At 71.1% G+C, this 17,615-nt stretch carries 17 protein-coding genes; 2 read left to right on the top strand and 15 right to left on the bottom strand.

Annotated features, from left to right (window positions below):
- Nucleotides 1-6 precede the first annotated feature (6 nt).
- The 4 genes from ABZ915_RS19170 to aroH all read right to left on the bottom strand — a co-directional run bounded on the left by ABZ915_RS19170 (nucleotide 7) and on the right by aroH (nucleotide 2,901).
- Entirely contained in the window at nucleotides 7-594 is a 588-nt protein-coding gene (locus tag ABZ915_RS19170; protein WP_361805099.1) for a lysophospholipid acyltransferase family protein, read from the bottom strand.
- A 62-nt stretch (nucleotides 595-656) separates the two neighbouring features.
- Complete coding sequence (gene cmk / locus ABZ915_RS19165; RefSeq protein ID WP_361803983.1) at nucleotides 657-1,349, bottom strand: (d)CMP kinase; 693 nt, start codon at nucleotides 1,347-1,349, stop codon at nucleotides 657-659.
- 107 nt (nucleotides 1,350-1,456) lie between these two features.
- A complete protein-coding gene (locus ABZ915_RS19160) occupies nucleotides 1,457-2,542 on the bottom strand; it encodes a prephenate dehydrogenase (protein WP_361803980.1) in 1,086 nt (361 codons plus the stop codon).
- Nucleotides 2,539-2,901, bottom strand: a complete 363-nt coding sequence (gene aroH, locus ABZ915_RS19155; protein ID WP_361803977.1) for a chorismate mutase — start codon at nucleotides 2,899-2,901, stop codon at nucleotides 2,539-2,541. Before aroH ends, ABZ915_RS19160 begins: the two co-directional genes overlap by 4 nt.
- Before the next feature lie 215 nt (nucleotides 2,902-3,116).
- Between aroH and ABZ915_RS19150 the strand changes: the two genes are divergently transcribed.
- A complete protein-coding gene (locus ABZ915_RS19150) occupies nucleotides 3,117-3,518 on the top strand; it encodes a Rieske (2Fe-2S) protein (RefSeq protein ID WP_361803974.1) in 402 nt (133 codons plus the stop codon).
- 22 nt (nucleotides 3,519-3,540) lie between these two features.
- The gene (locus ABZ915_RS19145) at nucleotides 3,541-4,284 is read left to right on the top strand and encodes a nucleotidyltransferase domain-containing protein (protein WP_361803971.1); all 744 of its coding nucleotides are present in this window, start codon (nucleotides 3,541-3,543) and stop codon (nucleotides 4,282-4,284) included.
- On the opposite strand, the gene ABZ915_RS19140 is transcribed toward ABZ915_RS19145, so the two are convergent.
- The 11 genes from ABZ915_RS19140 to ABZ915_RS19090 all read right to left on the bottom strand — a co-directional run bounded on the left by ABZ915_RS19140 (nucleotide 4,210) and on the right by ABZ915_RS19090 (nucleotide 17,276).
- A complete protein-coding gene (locus ABZ915_RS19140; RefSeq protein WP_361803968.1) occupies nucleotides 4,210-4,968 on the bottom strand; it encodes a nucleotidyltransferase domain-containing protein in 759 nt (252 codons plus the stop codon). The genes ABZ915_RS19145 and ABZ915_RS19140 overlap by 75 nt on opposite strands.
- A gap of 3 nt (nucleotides 4,969-4,971) precedes the next feature.
- Nucleotides 4,972-5,997 carry an ADP-ribosylglycohydrolase family protein gene (locus ABZ915_RS19135; protein WP_361803965.1) on the bottom strand — a complete coding sequence of 342 codons (1,026 nt, stop codon included), beginning with the start codon at nucleotides 5,995-5,997 and terminating at the stop codon, nucleotides 4,972-4,974.
- A gap of 39 nt (nucleotides 5,998-6,036) precedes the next feature.
- Nucleotides 6,037-7,107 carry a pseudouridine synthase gene (locus ABZ915_RS19130; protein ID WP_361803962.1) on the bottom strand — a complete coding sequence of 357 codons (1,071 nt, stop codon included), beginning with the start codon at nucleotides 7,105-7,107 and terminating at the stop codon, nucleotides 6,037-6,039.
- Nucleotides 7,107-7,781, bottom strand: coding sequence for an SMC-Scp complex subunit ScpB (gene scpB, locus ABZ915_RS19125; RefSeq protein WP_361803959.1), 675 nt, complete (start codon nucleotides 7,779-7,781; stop codon nucleotides 7,107-7,109). The genes ABZ915_RS19130 and scpB overlap by 1 nt, the downstream gene beginning before the upstream one ends.
- On the bottom strand, nucleotides 7,778-8,968 hold the full coding sequence (locus ABZ915_RS19120) for a segregation/condensation protein A (RefSeq protein ID WP_361803956.1): 1,191 nt from the start codon (nucleotides 8,966-8,968) through the stop codon (nucleotides 7,778-7,780). The genes scpB and ABZ915_RS19120 overlap by 4 nt, the downstream gene beginning before the upstream one ends.
- A 316-nt stretch (nucleotides 8,969-9,284) precedes the next feature.
- Nucleotides 9,285-9,851: a hypothetical protein gene (locus tag ABZ915_RS19115; protein WP_361803953.1), complete on the bottom strand. Its 567-nt coding sequence runs from the start codon at nucleotides 9,849-9,851 to the stop codon at nucleotides 9,285-9,287.
- Nucleotides 9,836-10,972, bottom strand: a complete 1,137-nt coding sequence (locus ABZ915_RS19110; protein ID WP_361803950.1) for a ParA family protein — start codon at nucleotides 10,970-10,972, stop codon at nucleotides 9,836-9,838. Before ABZ915_RS19110 ends, ABZ915_RS19115 begins: the two co-directional genes overlap by 16 nt.
- Nucleotides 10,973-11,374: 402 nt before the next feature.
- Nucleotides 11,375-12,499 (bottom strand): alanine dehydrogenase, encoded by a 1,125-nt coding sequence (gene ald, locus ABZ915_RS19105; protein WP_361803947.1) that lies wholly within the window; start codon nucleotides 12,497-12,499, stop codon nucleotides 11,375-11,377.
- Nucleotides 12,500-12,635: 136 nt separating this feature from the next.
- A complete protein-coding gene (locus ABZ915_RS19100; RefSeq protein WP_361803944.1) occupies nucleotides 12,636-14,702 on the bottom strand; it encodes a tetratricopeptide repeat protein in 2,067 nt (688 codons plus the stop codon).
- Nucleotides 14,703-14,887: 185 nt separating this feature from the next.
- A complete protein-coding gene (locus ABZ915_RS19095; RefSeq protein ID WP_361803941.1) occupies nucleotides 14,888-15,514 on the bottom strand; it encodes an NUDIX hydrolase in 627 nt (208 codons plus the stop codon).
- Nucleotides 15,515-15,611: 97 nt separating this feature from the next.
- Nucleotides 15,612-17,276, bottom strand: coding sequence for a CTP synthase (locus ABZ915_RS19090; RefSeq protein WP_361803938.1), 1,665 nt, complete (start codon nucleotides 17,274-17,276; stop codon nucleotides 15,612-15,614).
- Between the last annotated feature and the right edge of the window lie 339 nt (nucleotides 17,277-17,615).

The raw sequence follows: 17,615 nt of genomic DNA, 5'->3' as shown, positions 1-17,615 counted from the left end.
TGTGGCCTAGCGCCCGGTGAGGCGCCTGGCGTTTTCCAGGTGTGCGGTGAGCTGCTTCTGGATGCGCTCGGTCGCCTCGTCCAGCGCCTTGCGGGTGCGCCGCCCGCTGCCGTCGCCCGCCTCGAACGGGTCGCCGAAGACGACATCGACGCGGGAGCGCAGCGGAGGCAGTCCTCTTATCAACCGTCCCGGCCGCCCGGAACTTCCCAGCACGGCCACGGGCACGATGGGCGCCCCGCCGCGCACCGCGAAGTACGCCAGCCCGGCGCGCAGCGAGGCGAAGTCGCCCTCACCCCGGGTGCCCTCCGGAAAGATACCCAGTACTCCCCCGTGCTCCAGCACACCGAGCGCCCGCGTGATGGCCGTGCGGTCGGTGGTGTGACGGTCCACCTCCAGCTGGCCGATGCCCCGCAGGAACGGGTCGAGCGGGCCGACGAACGCCTCCTTCTTGATCAGGAAGTGCGTCGGCCGGGGCGCCACGCCCATGACCATCGGGCCGTCGATGTTGTGGGAGTGGTTGACGGCGAAGATCAGCGGACCGGTCGCGGGCACCTTCCAGGCGCCGAGCACGCGCGGCTTGAACAGCCCGTACATCAGGCCGACGCCGATGCGCCGCCCGACCTCGGCACCCTTCTCGGAAGGAATGGACGGCTGGGTCACTTCCCGGCCCGCTTCTCCTCGACGAGCGTGACGACGCACTCGATGACCTGTGCGAGGGTGAGCTCGGTGGTGTCCACCTCGACCGCGTCGCCCGCCTTGGCGAGCGGCGAGGTCTTGCGGCTGGAGTCGGCCGCGTCCCGCTTGATCAGCGCCTCACGGGTGGCGTGGATGTCCACGCCCTTCAGCTCGCCGCTGCGGCGGGCGGCACGGGCCTCCGGGGAGGCGGTGAGGAAGACCTTCAGGTCGGCGTCCGGCAGCACGGTCGTACCGATGTCCCGGCCCTCGACGACGATGCCGGTCTCCGCGGAGACGGCCAGCGAGCGCTGGAGCTCGGTGATCCGGGTCCGCACCTCGGGCACCGCGCTGACCGCGCTGACCTTGGAGGTGACCTCCTGGGTGCGGATCGGGCCGGCCACGTCGACGCCGTCGACCGTGATGGCCGGGGCGGACGGGTCGGTGCCGGAGATGATCTCCGGCTTCCCGGCGACGGCCGCGATCGCGGTCGGGTCCTCCAGGTCGATGCCGTTGCTCACCATCCACCAGGTGATCGCCCGGTACTGGGCACCGGTGTCCAGGTAGCTCAGGCCGAGCTGCGCGGCCACGGCCTTCGACGTGCTCGACTTGCCCGTGCCGGAGGGACCGTCGATCGCGACGATCACGGGCTTGGCGGTCGGGGCGCCGTTTTCCACGGGGGACACCTTCCTGGTGCGGTGCGGGGTGCGGGGAGCGAGAGCGCCCCGCACAAGGTTACTGGGTGCGGGTCACTCGTCTGGACGCGCGCATGCCCGCCACCCGCCTACTGCCGCAGGGCCCACCCTCGCTCGCGCAGCGCGGCCGTCAGCACCGGCACCGCCTTCGGCTCGACCATCAGCTGGACCAGACCGGCCTGCTGCCCGGTCGCGTGCTCGATCCGTACGTCCTCGATGTTGACCCCGGCCCGGTCGGCGTCCGCGAAGATGCGGGCCAGCTGACCCGGCTGGTCGTCGATCAGCACGGCCACGGTCTCGTACGCCCGCGGCGCGGACCCGTGCTTGCCGGGCACCCGGACCTGCCCCGCGTTGCCGCGCCGCAGCACGTCCTCGATCCCGGCGCTGCCCTCGTGCCGTTTGGCCTCGTCGGAGGACTGAAGGGCGCGCAGGGCCTGCACCGTCCCCTCCAGGTCGGCGGCGACGTCGGTGAGCAGGTCGGCGACCGGACCGGGGTTCGCGGACAGGATGTCCATCCACATCCCCGGGTCCGAGGCGGCGATCCGGGTCACGTCCCGGATGCCCTGCCCGCACAGCCGTACGGCCGCCTCCTCGGCGTGCTGGAGCCTGGCCGCGACGGTGCTGGAGACCAGGTGGGGCATGTGGGACACCAGCGCCACCGCCCGGTCGTGGGCGTCGGCGTCCATCACCACCGGCACCGCCCGGCAGTGCGAGACCAGTTCCAGGGCGAGGTTCAGCACCTCGGTGTCCGTGTCCCGGGTGGGCGTCAGCACCCAGGGGCGGCCCTCGAACAGGTCGGCGGTCGCGGCCAGCGGGCCGGACTTCTCACGGCCCGACATGGGGTGCGTGCCGATGTACGAGGAGAGGTCGAGGCCGAGGGCCTCCAGCTCGCGGCGCGGGCCGCCCTTGACGCTGGCCACGTCGACGTAGCCGCGGGCCACGCCCCGGCGCAGGGCGTCGGCGAGGACGGCCGCGACGTGCGCGGGCGGGGCGGCGACGATCGCGAGGTCCACGGGACCGGAGGGGGCCTCGTCGGTGCCGGCACCCAGCGCGGCGGCCGTACGGGCCTGCTCGGGGTCGTGGTCGGCGAGGTGGACGACGACGCCCCGCTGGGTCAGGGCGAGCGCGGCGGACGTGCCGATGAGCCCGGTGCCGATGACGAGCGCGGTCCTCACTGGGCGATGTCCTTGCGCAGGGCGGCGGCGGCGCCGAGGTAGACATGGGCGATGTCGGCGCGGGGCCGGTCCGACTCGATGTGCGCGAGGACACGGACCACGCGGGGCATGGCGCCCTCGATGTCCAGCTCCTGGGCGCAGATCAGCGGCACGTCGACGATGCCGAGCTTGCGGGCGGCGGCCGCCGGGAAGTCGCTGTGCAGGTCGGGGGTGGCCGTGAACCAGATGCTGATCAGATCGTCGGAGGACAACCCGTTCCGCTCCAGGACGGCGGTGAGCAGGGCTCCGACCTGCTCGTCCATGTGTCCGGCCTCGTCCCTCTCGAGCTGGACGGCCCCCCGGACCGCTCGTACCGCCACGGCGCTGCTCCTCGCTGACGTGCGTTTCGGTTCTTGGTCCGTCCAGCGTAGTCAGCCCGCGCCCACCCGGTCTCCGGCGCCCGCCCGCTGAGACGTACGAAAGGCTCGATCTGTGACAGTCTGTTCTGGATTGCTGCTTTCATGGCTTCTTCTTCATTGCTTCTTCATTGCTTCTTCCTCGGTGCCTTCGGTGTCCGCACGTTCGGAGTGACGACATGACCCACAGCTCGGCGCGGCGTACATTCCTCGCGACGGGTGCGGCTGCGCTCGCGACGGGATGCGTGGGATGCGGGAACAACGGTTCCTCGTCCTCCACGAACACCTCCGGCGGGAAGGACCTGGGCGCGCCCGGTGACATCCCGGTCGGCGGCGGCAAGATCTTCGCGGACCGGAAGGTCGTGGTCACCCAGCCGAAGAGGGGCGAGTTCAAGGCCTTCTCGGCGATCTGCACCCACCAGGGCTGCACGGTGAACCAGGTCGCGGGCGGCACCATCGACTGCCCCTGCCACGGCAGCAGGTTCGACATCGCCGACGGCACGGTGGCCCGCGGCCCGGCCACCAGGCCGCTGCCCCCGAAGAAGATCACGGTGAGCGGAAAATCCATCCGCCTGGCCTGAGGATCCGCGTACGCTCCCGGCCATGCACCCCGAGGACCTGGTACGCGACCACACGATCTACTCCTGCGTGATGGGGTCGCGCGCCTTCGGGCTGGCCACGGAGGGCAGCGACACCGACCGCAGGGGCGTCTTCGTGGCCCCCACCCCCCTGTTCTGGCGCTTCGAGAAGCCGCCGACGCATGTGGACGGGCCCGGCGAGGAGCAGTTCAACTGGGAGCTGGAGCGCTTCTGCGAGCTGGCGCTGCGCGCGAACCCGAACGTCCTGGAGTGCCTGCACTCGCCGTTGGTGGAGCACATCGACGACACCGGCCGCGAACTGCTGTCGCTGCGTGGGGCGTTCCTCTCCCGCCGGGTCCACGACTCGTTCACCCGGTACGCCCTGGGCCAGCACAGGAAGCTCGAGGCCGACGTCCGCACCCACGGCGCCCCGCGCTGGAAGCACGCGATGCATCTGCTGCGGCTGCTGATGAGCGCCGGCGACCTGCTGCGCACGGGCGAGCTGACGATCGACGTCGGCGACCGGCGCGAGGCGCTGCTGGCGGTGAAGCGGGGCGAGGTCCCCTGGCCGGAGGTCGAGGCCTGGATGGCCCGCCTGGGGGCGGAGACGGACGAGTGGTCGCACCGCAGCCCGCTGCCGGCCGAGCCGGACCGCCGCCGGGTGGAGGACTTCCTGGTCCGTACCCGCCGCGCCTCAGCCGGCCAGGCGGACCCGGACGACGAAGTCGTGCAGGGCGTCGTACGCGGTGGGCGCGCCGGGCAGGACTGAGGCGGCCTGGGCCTCGTCGAGCACCGCGTGCAGCTTCTCGACGTCGGCGGCCACGCGCGCGTGCTCCACCTCGGCGCTGCCGTGCTCCCGCTCCGCCTTCGCCGCGATCAGATCACGCAGGTACGCGGGCGCGTCCGAGCCGGTGTCCAGGTCGAGAAGGGTCGGCAGATGGGCCTGGACCTCGCCACAACGCATCAGGTGGATGCCGGTGAGCAGGACCCGGAAGGTGTACAGCAGCGGCTTGAGCTCGCCGGTCTTCTCGAACAGCCGCCACTGCGTCGCCGCGAACCCCCGGTAGTGGTGGGCGTGATGGCTGGTCAGCACGCCGGGCACGAGCGCGGCCAACTCCTGGTGCGCGTCGGTGGTGTGCGCGACCAGGGGCGAGAGGAGCTGCTCCAGCACATAGCCGTTGCGGCGCAGCATCAGCCGTACGAACTTGCGCAGATCGTGCGTGACGAGGTCCATCTCCACGCCGTACCGCACCCAGATCCGCGTCCGGGTCTCCTCCGGCTCCCGCAGCCCCAGCAGATCGGCCGCGGGCAGCAGATGGACCCCCCGCAGATCCAGATCGGAGTCCTGCGAGGGGAAGCCGTACAGATGCGCACCGGAAACCGTGGCGAACAGCAAGGGGTCCGGCTGCTCGGCTATCACGGGCGTCAGGTCCATGTCGAGATCATCGATCATGCCCTAAGCGTCCCAGAGCGCTCCCAGCTCCAGCAGCTCACCCCGGTACTCGATCCGCTCCGCCCACTCGGCCGGCCAGGCACCCGCACCGAGGTACGCGCCCGCGAAGGCACCGGTGAGGCAGGCGATGGAGTCGGAGTCGCCGGAGGTGCAGGCGGCCCGGCGCAGCGCGGTGACCGGTTCCTCGGGAAAGAGCAGGAAGCACAGCAGGCCGGTGGCCAGCGCCTCCTCGGCGATCCAGCCCTCGCCGGTGGCCAGGCAGGGATCGTCCTCCGGTGACACGCTGCCCACGGCCTGTTCGAGCCGTTCCAGGATCGCCAGGCACTCGTCCCAGCCGCGGGCGATGAAGTGCTCGGGGCTCGGATCATGCGCTCGGCTCCACAGGTCGCCGAGCCAGGTGTGGTCGTAGCGGGTGCGGCTGCCCTCGGCGTACGAGCGCAGCATCTCCACCAGCCCGCCCGGCTCGACCCCGTGCGCGAGCAGTCGTACGGCGTGCGCGGTGAGGTCGGACGCGGCCAGCGCGGTGGGGTGTCCGTGCGTCAGCGCGGACTGCAACTGGGCGGCCCCGGCACGCTGGTCGTCACTCAGCCCCGGTGCCAGCCCGACGGGGGCCACCCGCATGTTGGCGCCGCATCCCTTGGACCCGACCTGACTGGCCTCCTGCCACCGCAGCCCGTCCTCCGTCAGCAGGTTGCAGGCGGTCAGGCAGGTGCGTCCCGGAGCGCGGTTGTTCTCCGGCGACCGGTACCACTCCACGAACTCCTCACGCACCGGCCTCTCCAGCCGCTTCGGCGCGAGGTAGCCACGGTCCATCGCCGTCCTGAGCCCGCGCCCCAGGGCCAGCGTCATCTGTGTGTCGTCGGAGACGAAGGCCCGGTCGGGCAGCTCCATCCGGCGCCAGGGCCCGCACTTGGCGATGATCGACGGCACGTCGTTGAACTCGGTCGGGAAACCGAGCGCGTCCCCGAGGGCGAGCCCGATCAGTGCCCCGGTGGCGGGGCGCTTCCCCGTGATCGTGGTGATGCTCATGCCGACGTCCTCCCCCTGCCGTGCGGTACGGCACAAACCCTAGAGCTCGACCTCCTGCATCAGCATGCCGACCTCCGTGTTGGACAGGCGGCGGAGCCAGCCGGACTTCTGGTCGCCCAGGGTGATGGGGCCGAAGGAGGTGCGGACGAGCTTCTCGACGGGGAAGCCGGCCTCGGCGAGCATACGGCGCACGATGTGCTTGCGGCCCTCGTGGAGGGTGACCTCGACGAGGTAGTTCTTGCCGGTCTGCTCCACGACGCGGAAGTGGTCCGCGCGGGCGTAGCCGTCCTCGAGCTGGATGCCGTCCTTCAGGCGCTTGCCCAGGTCGCGCGGGATCGGGCCGACGATGGCGGCGAGGTAGGTCTTCTTCACGCCGTACTTGGGGTGGGTCAGCCGGTGGGCCAGCTCGCCGTGGTTGGTGAGGAGGATGACGCCCTCGGTCTCCGTGTCCAGACGGCCGACGTGGAACAGGCGCGTCTCACGGTTGGTGACGTAGTCCCCGAGGCACTGGCGGCCCTCCGGGTCCTCCATCGTGGAGACCACGCCCGCCGGCTTGTTGAGCGAGAAGAACTGGTACGACTGGGTCGCCACCGTCAGGCCGTCGACCTTGACCTCGTCCTTCTCCGGGTCGACCCGCTTGCCCTGCTCGGTGACGATCTCGCCGTTCACCTCGACGCGGGCCTGGTCGATCAGCTCCTCGCAGGCACGCCGGGAGCCGTAGCCCGCGCGCGCGAGGACCTTCTGGAGCCGCTCGCCCTCCTGCTCGGCGCCGGGGAAGGTCTTGGGCAGCTTGATGTCCTTCTTGCCCGCGTACCGCTCGCGGTTGCGCTCCTCGGCCCGGGTCTCGTACTCACGCGAGCGCGAAGGTGCCGTACGGCCGCCGCCCTTCTGGGGCTGCTTCGGACCGCCCTTGGCGCCACCGCGGGCCGTGCCGCCGCGCCCGGACTTGGGGCCGTCCTTGGTCGCGCCGGGGCCTACGTCGTAGCGGCGCTCCTCGGGGCGGGGCTTGCGGGGACGGCCCTGCCCCTGCCGCTCGTCCCTGTCGTTGCCGGCGCCGCGGTGGTTACCGCGTCCGCTGTTCCTGCCGCTGCCGCTACCGCTGCTTCGCATCAAAATTCCGTCGTCGTCGTGTTGGGCATGTTCGTCCCGGGACCGTCGTCCGGGTCCGGGGCGTCCGGATCGAACGACGGTACGGCTTCCTGGGTCTCGGCCTCGATCGCCTCAGCCTCCGGGAGGAAGGGCGCGAGCTCCGGGAGCTCGTCCAGGCCGCGCAGGCCCATCCGCTCCAGGAAGTAGTTCGTCGTCCTGTACAGGATCGCACCTGTTTCGGGTTCCGTGCCCGCCTCCTCGACCAGACCGCGTTGCAGGAGGGTACGCATCACGCCGTCACAGTTCACTCCGCGCACGGCCGAGACGCGGCTGCGGCTGATCGGCTGCCGGTAGGCGACGACGGCCAGGGTCTCCAGTGCCGCCTGGGTGAGGCGGGCCTGCTGGCCGTCCAGGACGAAGCCCTCGACGGCGGCGGCGTACTCGGGGCGGGTGTAGAAGCGCCAGCCACCGGCGATCAGGCGCAGCTCGAAGCCGCGGCCCTGCACGGTGTACTCGTCGGCCAGCTCGCGCAGGGCGTCCGCGATCTGGCGCCGGGGCCGCTGAAGTATTTTCGCCAGGTGTTCCTCGGTCGCGGGCTCGTCCACGACCATCAGGACCGCCTCCAGGGCGGGCTTGAGTTCGAGGTCGGCGACGGTGCGCGGCCCTGCCGGGAGCTCCGCGGTGTCCTCACTCACGCTTTCTTCTCCTCCTTCGGCTCCTCGGGCGGCCGGTCGAACTCGTCGGTGACCATCGGCGTCGTGTCCCCCGCCCCGCCGGTCCAGCGCACGATCAGCTCGCCGAGCGCGGTCTCCTGGTCCAGGGCGACGGCCTTCTCCCGGTACAGCTCGAGAAGCGCGAGGAAGCGGGCCACGACGGTCAGTGTGTCGTCGGTGTCCTCGACGAGCGTGCGGAAGCTGGCCTCGCCGAGCTCCTTCAGGCGTCCGATCACGATCCCGGCCTGCTCCTGCACGGAGACGAGCGGGGCGTGGATGTGGTCGACGTACACCTGGGGCTTCGGCTTGGGCTGCATCGCCTTGACCGCGAGCTTGGCGAAGCCTTCCGCGCCGATGCTGATGACGACCTCGGGGAGGAGCTCGGCGTGGTGGGGTTCGAGTCCCACGGTGCGGGGGTAGCGCCGGGCCTCTTCGTCCAGCCGCCGGTTGAAGATGTCCGCGATCTGCTTGTACGCCCGGTACTGGAGCAGCCGCGCGAAGAGCAGGTCCCGGGCCTCCAGCAGCGCCAGGTCGGCCTCGTCCTCGACCTCGGCGGTGGGCAGCAGCCGGGCCGCCTTCAGGTCCAGCAGCGTGGCCGCGACGACCAGGAACTCGGTCGTCTGGTCCAGGTCCCAGTCCGGCCCCATCGCCCGGATGTGCGCCATGAACTCATCGGTGACCTTGGACAGGGCGACCTCGGTGACGTCCAGCTTGTGCTTCGAGATCAGCTGGAGCAGCAGATCGAACGGCCCCTCGAAGTTGGCGAGCCGCACCTTGAAAACACCGTCGCCCGCCGACGGCTCGACGGCGGACGCCGCCGCGGGTTCCGGCGCGGGGGGTGTGGGCAGCGCCAGGTCCGGCCGGGGCGGCTCGGGCGTCGTTCCGGTCCGCTTCCCCGGGCTTCGCTCCGCGGTCAGGTCATCGGGGCGGGGCTCCGCCTCACCTGCCGACAGGGGCTCCCTGTTCGTGTCGCGTACGGGAGCCGCCTCCGCTGCTCCGGCGACTGCCTCCGGCTCCGCGTACGCGGCGTGCTCGGGGTGCGCCTCAGCCTCCGGCTCCACCGGGGGCGGTGCCGCGACCGGTTCGACCCGCGGAGCGCCCGGTCCCCGCCCGAGCGCACGCCTCCGGCCGGCGCGTGCGCCGGAGTCGGGAACATCGTTCGAGGTCATGGCCGTCGCAGGCTATCGCTTCCCGCTCACAGAGCCGACTACCGCCCGCCACGGCCGCCACACAGGACCCGCCGCTTCCCAGTCCCGGACAGCCACCTTCTCGCCCCGCGACCACCCAGGCACCCGCGCGTCGAATCAACCAGGTCACCAGGACACCCGGAACAGCCATCCCAAGGACGGCCACCCCTCGAGGCCCCTACCGACCCCGCAACCGCCGTACCAGGATCTCCGCGTCCCCGAGGGCCGCCGGACCAGCCGCCTCCCAGGCAGCCACCCGAAGACGGCCACCCCAAGGGGCAGGCACCCCGCGAGGCTCCTACCGGCCTCGCAGCCGCCGTACCAGGATGCTCGCGTCGCCGCGGGATTCGAGGTCGGCCAGTACTACGGCGACCGCCTCGCGGACGATGCGGCCGCGGTCGACCGCCAGGCCGTGTTCGCCGCGCAGGACGAGGCGGGCGTGCTCGAGGTCCATCAGTTCCTCGGCGGAGACGTACACCGTGATCTTCTCGTCGTGCCGCTCGCGCCCGCTGGGCCGGCGCGCGGCGGCCCGGCCCCGCTTGCGCGGCTGCGCGGCGGCGGCAGAACCTTCCTGCGCCGCCGTCCGGGCCCGCGCGGAGGGTTCCCGGCCGCGGGACTCGCCGGCTTCGGCCGACTCCGTACCGACCGCCGCCACGTGCTCCGCACCGTCGCCGTCACCGCTCTGCACGGGGACGGCCTGCGGCGCGTCCTCCGCCGCGGCGGCCGCCGGGTCGCTCTCCCCGGCGGGAGCCGGCACCCGGGCCTCGCCGCCCGCCTGGCGCCGGGGAGTGGACGCCTGGAGCGCCATCCCCCCTGTCGTACGGAACAGTTCGTCGGCCCCGGGCAGACTCACTCGGCGTGACACCGGGCGAGCACCTCCCTGGCGAGCTGGCGATAGGCGGCGGCACCGACGGAGTTGGAGGCGTACGTGGTGATCGGCTCGCCGGCGACCGTGGTCTCCGGGAAGCGGACCGTGCGGCCGATGACCGTGTGGTAGACGTGGTCGTCGAAGGCCTCGACCACGCGCGCCAGCACCTCACGGCTGTGCACGGTACGGGAGTCGTACATCGTGGCGAGGATGCCGTCGAGCTCCAGATCCGGGTTGAGCCGCTCCTGGACCTTCTCGATGGTCTCGGTGAGCAGCGCGACACCGCGCAGCGCGAAGAACTCGCACTCCAGCGGGACGATCACCTTGTGGGCGGCCGTCAGCGCGTTCACCGTGAGCAGGCCGAGCGAGGGCTGGCAGTCGATCACGATGTAGTCGTAGTCGGGCAGCAGCGGCTTCAGCGCCCGCTGGAGCGTCGACTCGCGAGCGACCTCGGAGACCAGCTGGACCTCGGCGGCGGACAGGTCGATGTTGCTGGGCAGCAGGTCCATGTTGGGGACCGCCGTCTTCAGGAGCACCTCGTCCGCGGACATGCCCCGCTCCATGAGCAGGTTGTAGACGGTGAGGTCGAGCTCCATCGGGTTGACGCCGAGACCGACCGACAGCGCGCCCTGCGGGTCGAAGTCCACGAGCAGCACACGCCGGCCGTACTCCGCGAGCGCGGCACCCAGGTTGATGGTCGACGTCGTCTTGCCGACGCCGCCCTTCTGGTTGCACATCGCGATGATCTTCGCGGGGCCGTGGTCGGTCAGCGGGCCCGGGATCGGGAAGTACGGCAGCGGGCGTCCGGTCGGGCCGACGCGCTCACGGCGCTGGCGGGCCGCGTCGGGCGCGAGCGTGGCCGCGTACTCGGGATCGGGCTCGTACTCGGCATCGGGGTCGTAGAAGTGCCCTTCGGGCAGTTCGTCGTAGTCGGCGAAGTGGTTGTGGGGCGCGCCACTTCCGTCGCCGGCCATGGCGTTCACGTGATGGCCATCCATGCTCTGGAGTGCTGACAGAGCCATGTGGGGGCTGGTCTGGCTCTGTTGGGCTGCGAAGGTTCGGACAGCGACGGAGCCGACAGCCTTGAGCCCCGTGGAGCCCTGGCCCCGCGCAGACATTCCTGGTTGACCACCCCCGGGAGAAAATGTCGACTCATTCACAAGTCGTCTTACCTCCTTGGTGACCAGGAAACTTCTAGACAGGTCAGCGTGGCACCATGCCGACGGTTGGCGACTCTATGGCGTGTCGGCGGTCCGCAGCAACACAATCCGCCGGACCCGGCAGGATGTGTCGGCAATGAAACATCCCGCTGTCAAGGGCGTACGGCCGTCGCACAGCAGGTTTCACCGGTGTGCGAATCGGTCGAAGGGTTACGTTCGAGGCGAGTTGACCGCAAGTCGCAAAGTGACCATACACACATCCGGCCGGACCTTGTCGGGCAAGGTCCGGCCGGGCGCGCTTCGTTGACGACCGGTGTTGACGTATCGCCTTATGCGTCTTGGCGACTTGGTGACCGGGGATCAGCCGAGCAGGGTCTCGAGCTCCACGTGCTCCAGGCCGTGAGCCTCGGCGACTTCCTTGTAAACGACCTTGCCGTCATGCGTGTTGAGGCCCCTGGCCAGCGCGGCGTCGCGGCGCAGCGCCTCCACCCAGCCCTTGTCGGCCAGTTCCACGATGTACGGGAGCGTGGCGTTGGTCAGCGCGTAGGTGGAGGTGTTGGGCACCGCGCCCGGCATGTTGGCGACGCAGTAGAAGACCGAGTTGTGGACCCGGAAGGTCGGCTCGGCGTGCGTGGTCGGGTGGGAGTCCTCGAAGCAGCCGCCCTGGTCGATCGCGATGTCGACAAGAACACTTCCCGCCTTCATCCGGGACACCAGCTCGTTGGTGACCAGCTTCGGGGCCTTGGCGCCCGGGATGAGCACGGCGCCGACGACGAGGTCGGCGTCGAGGCAGGCCTTCTCCAGCTCGAAGGCGTTGGAGACGACGGTCTGGATCTTCGTACCGAAGATCTTGTCGGCTTCCTTGAGCTTGTTGATGTCCTTGTCGAGCAGGGTCACGTGGAAGCCCAGGCCGATGGCGATCTGCGCGGCGTTCCAGCCGGAGACACCTCCGCCGATGATGACGGCCTTGCCGGCCGGCACACCCGGGACACCGCCGGGCAGCACACCGCGGCCGCCGGCCGCGGCCATCAGGTGGTAGGCGCCGACCTGCGGGGCGAGGCGGCCCGCGACCTCGGACATCGGGGCGAGCAGCGGCAGGGCGCGGTTCGCGAGCTCGACCGTCTCGTAGGCGATCGCCGTGGTGCCGGACTCCAGGAGGGCGTCCGTGCACTCCTTCGAAGCGGCCAGGTGCAGGTAGGTGAAGAGGATCTGGTCCTTGCGGAGGCGGTGGTACTCCTCACCGATGGGCTCCTTGACCTTCAGCAGCAGGTCGGCGGAGGCCCAGACCTCGTCGGCCGTCTCCAGGATCTGCGCGCCGGCCGCCACGTACTCCCCGTCCGGGATCGAGGAGCCGACACCGGCGTTCCGCTCGACGACGACCTGGTGGCCGTGGCGCACCAGCTCGTGCACGCCGGCGGGGGTGATGGCCACCCGGAACTCGTTGTTCTTGACCTCGCGGGGGATGCCGACCTTCACGTCGATCACGGTCCTTGGCTCAGAGGGTGTGGGGGCATTACTAGGCATACCCAGGCATGCCGGGGCACACCGGGAGACACCGCCGGAGAACGTGCGGCAGAGCCAGTTTAATGAAGGTGTTCCGGCTGTCTAGCCTTTCATTGCATCAATCTTCGCCGGATGCACTGCAGATTTCGCAGGCACTCGCGCCGTGTTCCGGCTCATTCCCGCCGTCAGGGCCCTCCGGGGCCCCCTCACCCAGCATGCGCTCGGCCGCCGAGCGGTGCAGTCGGGCGGCGGCGGAGTCGCCGAGGCGCTCGAGGGTGTCGGCCAGGCGAAGCTGGATCGCGGCCTGCAAACGGGGGTCCTCGGCACGGCGCGCCCACTCCACCGCCTCCTGGCAGGTACGCAGCGACTCCGTGGGCCGGCCTGCGTACTCCTGGACCCGGGCCACTTCGCTCAACGCCCTTGCGTAGGCGCCGACGTCACCGTCCTTGCGGTACACGGCGCCGGCCGCGCGCCAGTTCCTGAGCGCCTCCCCGTAGCGGCCCGCGAAGGTGTGGGCGCCCGCGATACGGCCGTACAGCCGGGCGGCGTCCGCGCGCTCCCCCCGGGCCAGGCGCTGGGCGAGCGCCCGCCCGAACCAGTCGGCGGCCCGGTCGTAGTCCCCCAGCTCCTGGTGGGCACCTCCTACGGATTCCATCGCGCGGCCGGTCGCGTACGGGTCGTTCGCCTGGCGTCCGGCGTCCAGCGCGGCCCGGTAACGGGCCAGCGCGTCCCGCGTGCGGCCGGTCCGGGCGTCCAGGTCGGCGAGGTTCAGCAGGGCGGCGGCCCGCTCCCGGGGCAGGTTCCGGCGCTCGGCCACGTCCAGGACGAGGCGGTGCACGCCGTACAGGTCGGGCGCGGCCGCCTCGGTGCCGAAGTGCGCCGCCATGGCCCTGACCAGCTGGGACATCAGGCGGCGGGCCAGCGTGTCCAGCTCCCCGTCGGCGACCGCGAGCCGGGCCGCGGCCAGCAGGGCGGGCCGGCGGACGCGCAGCCAGTCCTCGGCCGCCCTCGGCGTCGCAAAGCGCAGCTCGGTCGGCATGCCCTGGAGTTTCTCGCGCAGCTCGGGATGGTCCGTCTCGGTGATCGCCCGGCAGGACTGAAGCAGCCGCACGGTCCGCTCCAGCATGCGCGCGCGGGCCAGCTGGAGCTCCCCGGGGCGGTCCTGGGTCTCGGCGAGCGCGTGCAGCAGGGGCTGGAGGCAGCCGGACACCTCGTACTGCGGCAGCGGGGAGGCCACCGCCCGCAGCAGGCCCAGGGCGACGAACTCGTCCAGAGCCGCGCGGGCGCCGCCGACCGAGGTGCCGGCCAGCGCGGAGGCGGTGTGCGGGTCGACCAGACCGGCCGGGGCCATGGAGAGCAGCCGCAGTATCCGGGCCGCCGGGCCCGGCAGCTGGTCGTAGACGAAGCGGAACACCCGGGACAGCGGCGTGCCCTCGTCGGTCTCGGCGTGCAGGCGCTTGGCCAGGTCGGACACGGCCATCTTGGGGCGGGCGGCCAGCCAGCCGCCCGCCAGGGTGAGCGCGGCGGGCTGGGCCTGGCACACCTCGACCAGGTTCTCCGCGGCCCGTGGGTCGACGGTGATGCGGACCGAGCCGGTGAAGCGGTTCAGCAGCTCCAGCGCCGACTTGGTGTCGAGGCCGCCCAGGGTGCACGGGCGGACGTCCGCGATCCCGGTGAGCGGGCCGCCGGACACGGCGACGACGAGGCAGTCCGGGGCGTCCGGCAGCAGCGCGTCGACCTGCTCGGCGCTCGCCGCGTCGTCCAGCAGGAGCAGCACGCGGCGCTCGGCCAGGGCCGCCCGCAGCGCCTCGGTCAGCTCGTCCTCGGCGGCTCCGGGCGGGGTGGGCAGGCCCAGGGCGGTGAGCAGTTCGCGGGCGGTGCGCTCGACGGGGACGGGGGTGCCGTCGGGGGCGCTGAGGCGGACCCGCAGCACACCGTCCTCGTAACGCTCGGCGACCTGCCGTACGAGTTCCTCGGCGAGCGCCGTGCGACCGGAGCCGGGGCGGCCGGCGATCAGGAGCACGCGCGCGCGGGGGGCCTTGCGACCGGAGATGGTGTCCAGGCCCGCGCGCTCGATGTCGGCGCGCAGCTCCTTCAACTCCCGTGTACGGCCCAGGAAATGGCTCGGCGCGGCCGACTTGCCGGACAGCCGCACACCGCCTGTGTCCACCGCCTGTTCCGCCACGGGCCACACTCCCGTCCAACCAACCGCACACCGGCGCCCGCCGGGACTCCGGTCCGGGCGTTTGCAGAGCCTAGTTCACGCTCTGCAACGGTCCGGGAGGAGCACGGCGGATACGTCCCCCAATCGGATCAGGCGATCGTCACACCGGATCGGCCGCTCGGGCCCCTTACGCGCGGCGGCCGGGTTCAGGACTCGAACGGACGCGCCGGCCACGGCGCCTCCGCCGGCCGCAGCGCGTCGAGTCCGTCGCCGGTGCGGGCGGCGACCAGCGACAGGACTCCGACGACGAGGCAGTTGTTGTGCAGATCGCCGGCGAGCACCCCACGGACGAGCTCGTCGACGGGCACGCGCGCGTGCTCCATGTCGGACTCCTCGTCCTCGACCTCGAAGCGCTCCCCCTCGGCCTCCGAAAGGCCGCGGGCGAGGAAGATCCGCACGGACTCGTCGCAGCCGCCGGCGGTGGTGTACACGTCGGTCAGCACCCGCCAGTCCTCGGCCTTGACGTGCGCCTCCTCGTACAGCTCGCGCTGCGCCGCGTGCAGCGGGTTCTCGCCCGGCACGTCGAGCAGGCCCGCCGGGATCTCCCACAGCTTGTGCCGGACGGGGTGGCGGTACTGCTTGATGAGCAGGACACGGTCCTCGTCGTCCAGGGCGAGGACGGCCACGGAACCCGGGTGGACCTGGTAGTCGCGGCGGACCACCGAGCCGTCGGGCATGACCACGTCGTCCGTGCGGACGGAGGTCTTGTTGCCCACGAAGGGGGTCTCCGTCGCCCGGATCTCCCACTCCTCCGGAGTGTCCTTGATCGTCATGCCCTGTCCTTCCACACGTGCAAGAGAAACCGGCTCAACGAAACCGGGGTGCCCACCCTTTGAAGGTATGCACCCCGGCCACCGTACAACTGGTGTGTTACTTGGAATTCTTCCGCTGCACCGAGGCCTTCACGAGCCCGGCGAACAGCGGGTGCGGACGGGTCGGCCGCGAGCGCAGCTCGGGGTGCGCCTGCGTGGCGACCAGGTAGGGGTGGACGTCGCGCGGGTACTCGACGTACTCGACGAGCTTGCCGTCCGGCGAGGTGCCCGAGAAGAGGATCCCGGCCTTCTTCTCCAGCTCGGCGCGGTAGGCGTTGTTCACCTCGTAGCGGTGCCGGTGGCGCTCCTCGACGTACTCCTTGTCGTCGTACACCTCGCGCACGATCGAGCCCTCGGCCAGCTTCGCCGGGTACATGCCCAGGCGCATGGTGCCGCCCATGTCGCCCTCGCCCGCGACGATGTCGAGCTGCTCGGCCATGGTGGAGATGACCGGGTGGGCGGTGGCCGGGTCGAACTCGGTGGAGTTGGCGTCGGAGACGTCCGCCAGGTTGCGCGCGGCCTCGATCACGATGCACTGGAGGCCCAGGCAGAGGCCGAGCAGCGGGATCTTGTTCTCGCGGGCGTAGCGGATGGCGCCGACCTTGCCGAGCACACCGCGGTCGCCGAAGCCGCCGGGGATGCAGATGCCGTCGACGTCGGCGAGCTGCGCCTTGGCGCCGGCCGGGGTCTTGCAGTCGTCCGAGGTGACCCACTTGATCTTGACGCGGGCCCGGTTGGCGAAGCCGCCGGCCCGCAGCGCCTCGGTCACCGAGAGGTAGGCGTCGGGCAGGTCGATGTACTTGCCGACCAGGGCGAGGGTGATCTCGTGGTCGGGGTTGTGGACGCGGTCGAGCAGGTCGTCCCAGGTCCGCCAGTCCACGTCACGGAAGGGCAGGTCGAGCTTGCGGACGACGTACGCGTCCAGGCCCTCGCCGTGCACCGTCTTGGGGATGTCGTAGATCGAACGGGCGTCGGGGCAGGCGACCACGGCTGCCTCGTCGACGTCGCACATCAGGGAGATCTTGCGCTTGATCGCGGTGGGGACCTCGCGGTCGCACCGCAGCACGATCGCGTCCGGCTGGATTCCGATGTTCCTGAGCGCGGCCACGCTGTGCTGGGTCGGCTTGGTCTTCAGCTCGCCCGAGGGGCCGATGTAGGGCAGCAGCGAGATGTGCACCACGAAGACGTTGTCCCGGCCGACCTCGTGGCGGACCTGGCGGACGGTCTCCAGGAACGGCAGCGACTCGATGTCGCCGACCGTGCCGCCGACCTCGGTGATCACCACGTCCACCTCGTCCGTCGCCATGCGCCGGATACGGTGCTTGATCTCGTTGGTGATGTGCGGGATGACCTGCACCGTGTCACCCAGGTACTCACCCCGCCGCTCCTTGGCGATGACGGTCGAGTACACCTGGCCTGTAGTGACGTTGGCGGAGCCGTCCAAGTCGCGGTCAAGGAAGCGCTCGTAGTGTCCGATGTCCAGGTCGGTCTCGGCGCCGTCGTTGGTGACGAACACCTCACCGTGCTGGAACGGATTCATCGTGCCCGGATCGACGTTCAGGTACGGGTCGAGCTTCTGCATCACGACGCGCAGACCGCGGGCCTTGAGCAGCATGCCGAGGCTGGAGGCCGTGAGGCCCTTGCCGAGAGAGGAGGCGACACCCCCGGTGACGAAGATGTGCTTGGTCGTCGTGGTGCTGGTTCGGAAAGCAGCGGGCGGCATGGCCAAGAGGGGGCTCCCGTGGTCGCGGTCTGGGGTGCTGTCCGGCTGCCGGCCCGGAGAAACAGGGATTTCTCGCGGCGGCGCCGTCGCTGCGGTTCGGGGGTTTCGTGCCCACCGGTCCACGGGCTACCAGGGTATCAGCGCCTCGGAGAGATGGCTTCCGGCCACGCTCCGCGCACGGGCCGCCACGGACGTGCCACGAGCACGGGTTTCTCACCCGAGGCTCACTCGTTCGGCTCACACGGGTTGCCCGGAGCGGGACGCAGATCATCTACGTGCGTCGTATCCTGCTCGGACACTCGCTGCCGAGCCCGCCCGGAAAACACGGCACCACCCCCG

Origin of the sequence: Streptomyces sp. NPDC046915, assembly GCF_040644935.1 — a bacterium.
In the GTDB taxonomy this organism is placed as follows: domain Bacteria; phylum Actinomycetota; class Actinomycetes; order Streptomycetales; family Streptomycetaceae; genus Streptomyces.
The sequence above is the reverse complement of the archived record's forward strand: the minus strand, read 5'-3'. Positions and strand labels throughout refer to the sequence as shown.

Excerpts from the sequence above, each read along its gene's own strand:
- ABZ915_RS19140 (WP_361803968.1), bottom strand. The coding sequence starts at position 4,968 with ATGATCGATGATCTCGACATGGACCTGACGCCCGTGATAGCCGAGCAG.
- ABZ915_RS19170 (WP_361805099.1), bottom strand. The coding sequence starts at position 594 with ATGTACGGGCTGTTCAAGCCGCGCGTGCTCGGCGCCTGGAAGGTGCCC.
- ABZ915_RS19120 (WP_361803956.1), bottom strand. The coding sequence starts at position 8,968 with ATGACCTCGAACGATGTTCCCGACTCCGGCGCACGCGCCGGCCGGAGG.
- ABZ915_RS19145 (WP_361803971.1), top strand. The coding sequence starts at position 3,541 with ATGCACCCCGAGGACCTGGTACGCGACCACACGATCTACTCCTGCGTG.
- ABZ915_RS19130 (WP_361803962.1), bottom strand. The coding sequence starts at position 7,107 with ATGCGAAGCAGCGGTAGCGGCAGCGGCAGGAACAGCGGACGCGGTAAC.
- ABZ915_RS19135 (WP_361803965.1), bottom strand. The coding sequence starts at position 5,997 with ATGAGCATCACCACGATCACGGGGAAGCGCCCCGCCACCGGGGCACTG.
- ABZ915_RS19150 (WP_361803974.1), top strand. The coding sequence starts at position 3,117 with ATGACCCACAGCTCGGCGCGGCGTACATTCCTCGCGACGGGTGCGGCT.
- ABZ915_RS19090 (WP_361803938.1), bottom strand. The coding sequence starts at position 17,276 with ATGCCGCCCGCTGCTTTCCGAACCAGCACCACGACGACCAAGCACATC.
- ABZ915_RS19110 (WP_361803950.1), bottom strand. The coding sequence starts at position 10,972 with ATGTCTGCGCGGGGCCAGGGCTCCACGGGGCTCAAGGCTGTCGGCTCC.
- ABZ915_RS19095 (WP_361803941.1), bottom strand. The coding sequence starts at position 15,514 with ATGACGATCAAGGACACTCCGGAGGAGTGGGAGATCCGGGCGACGGAG.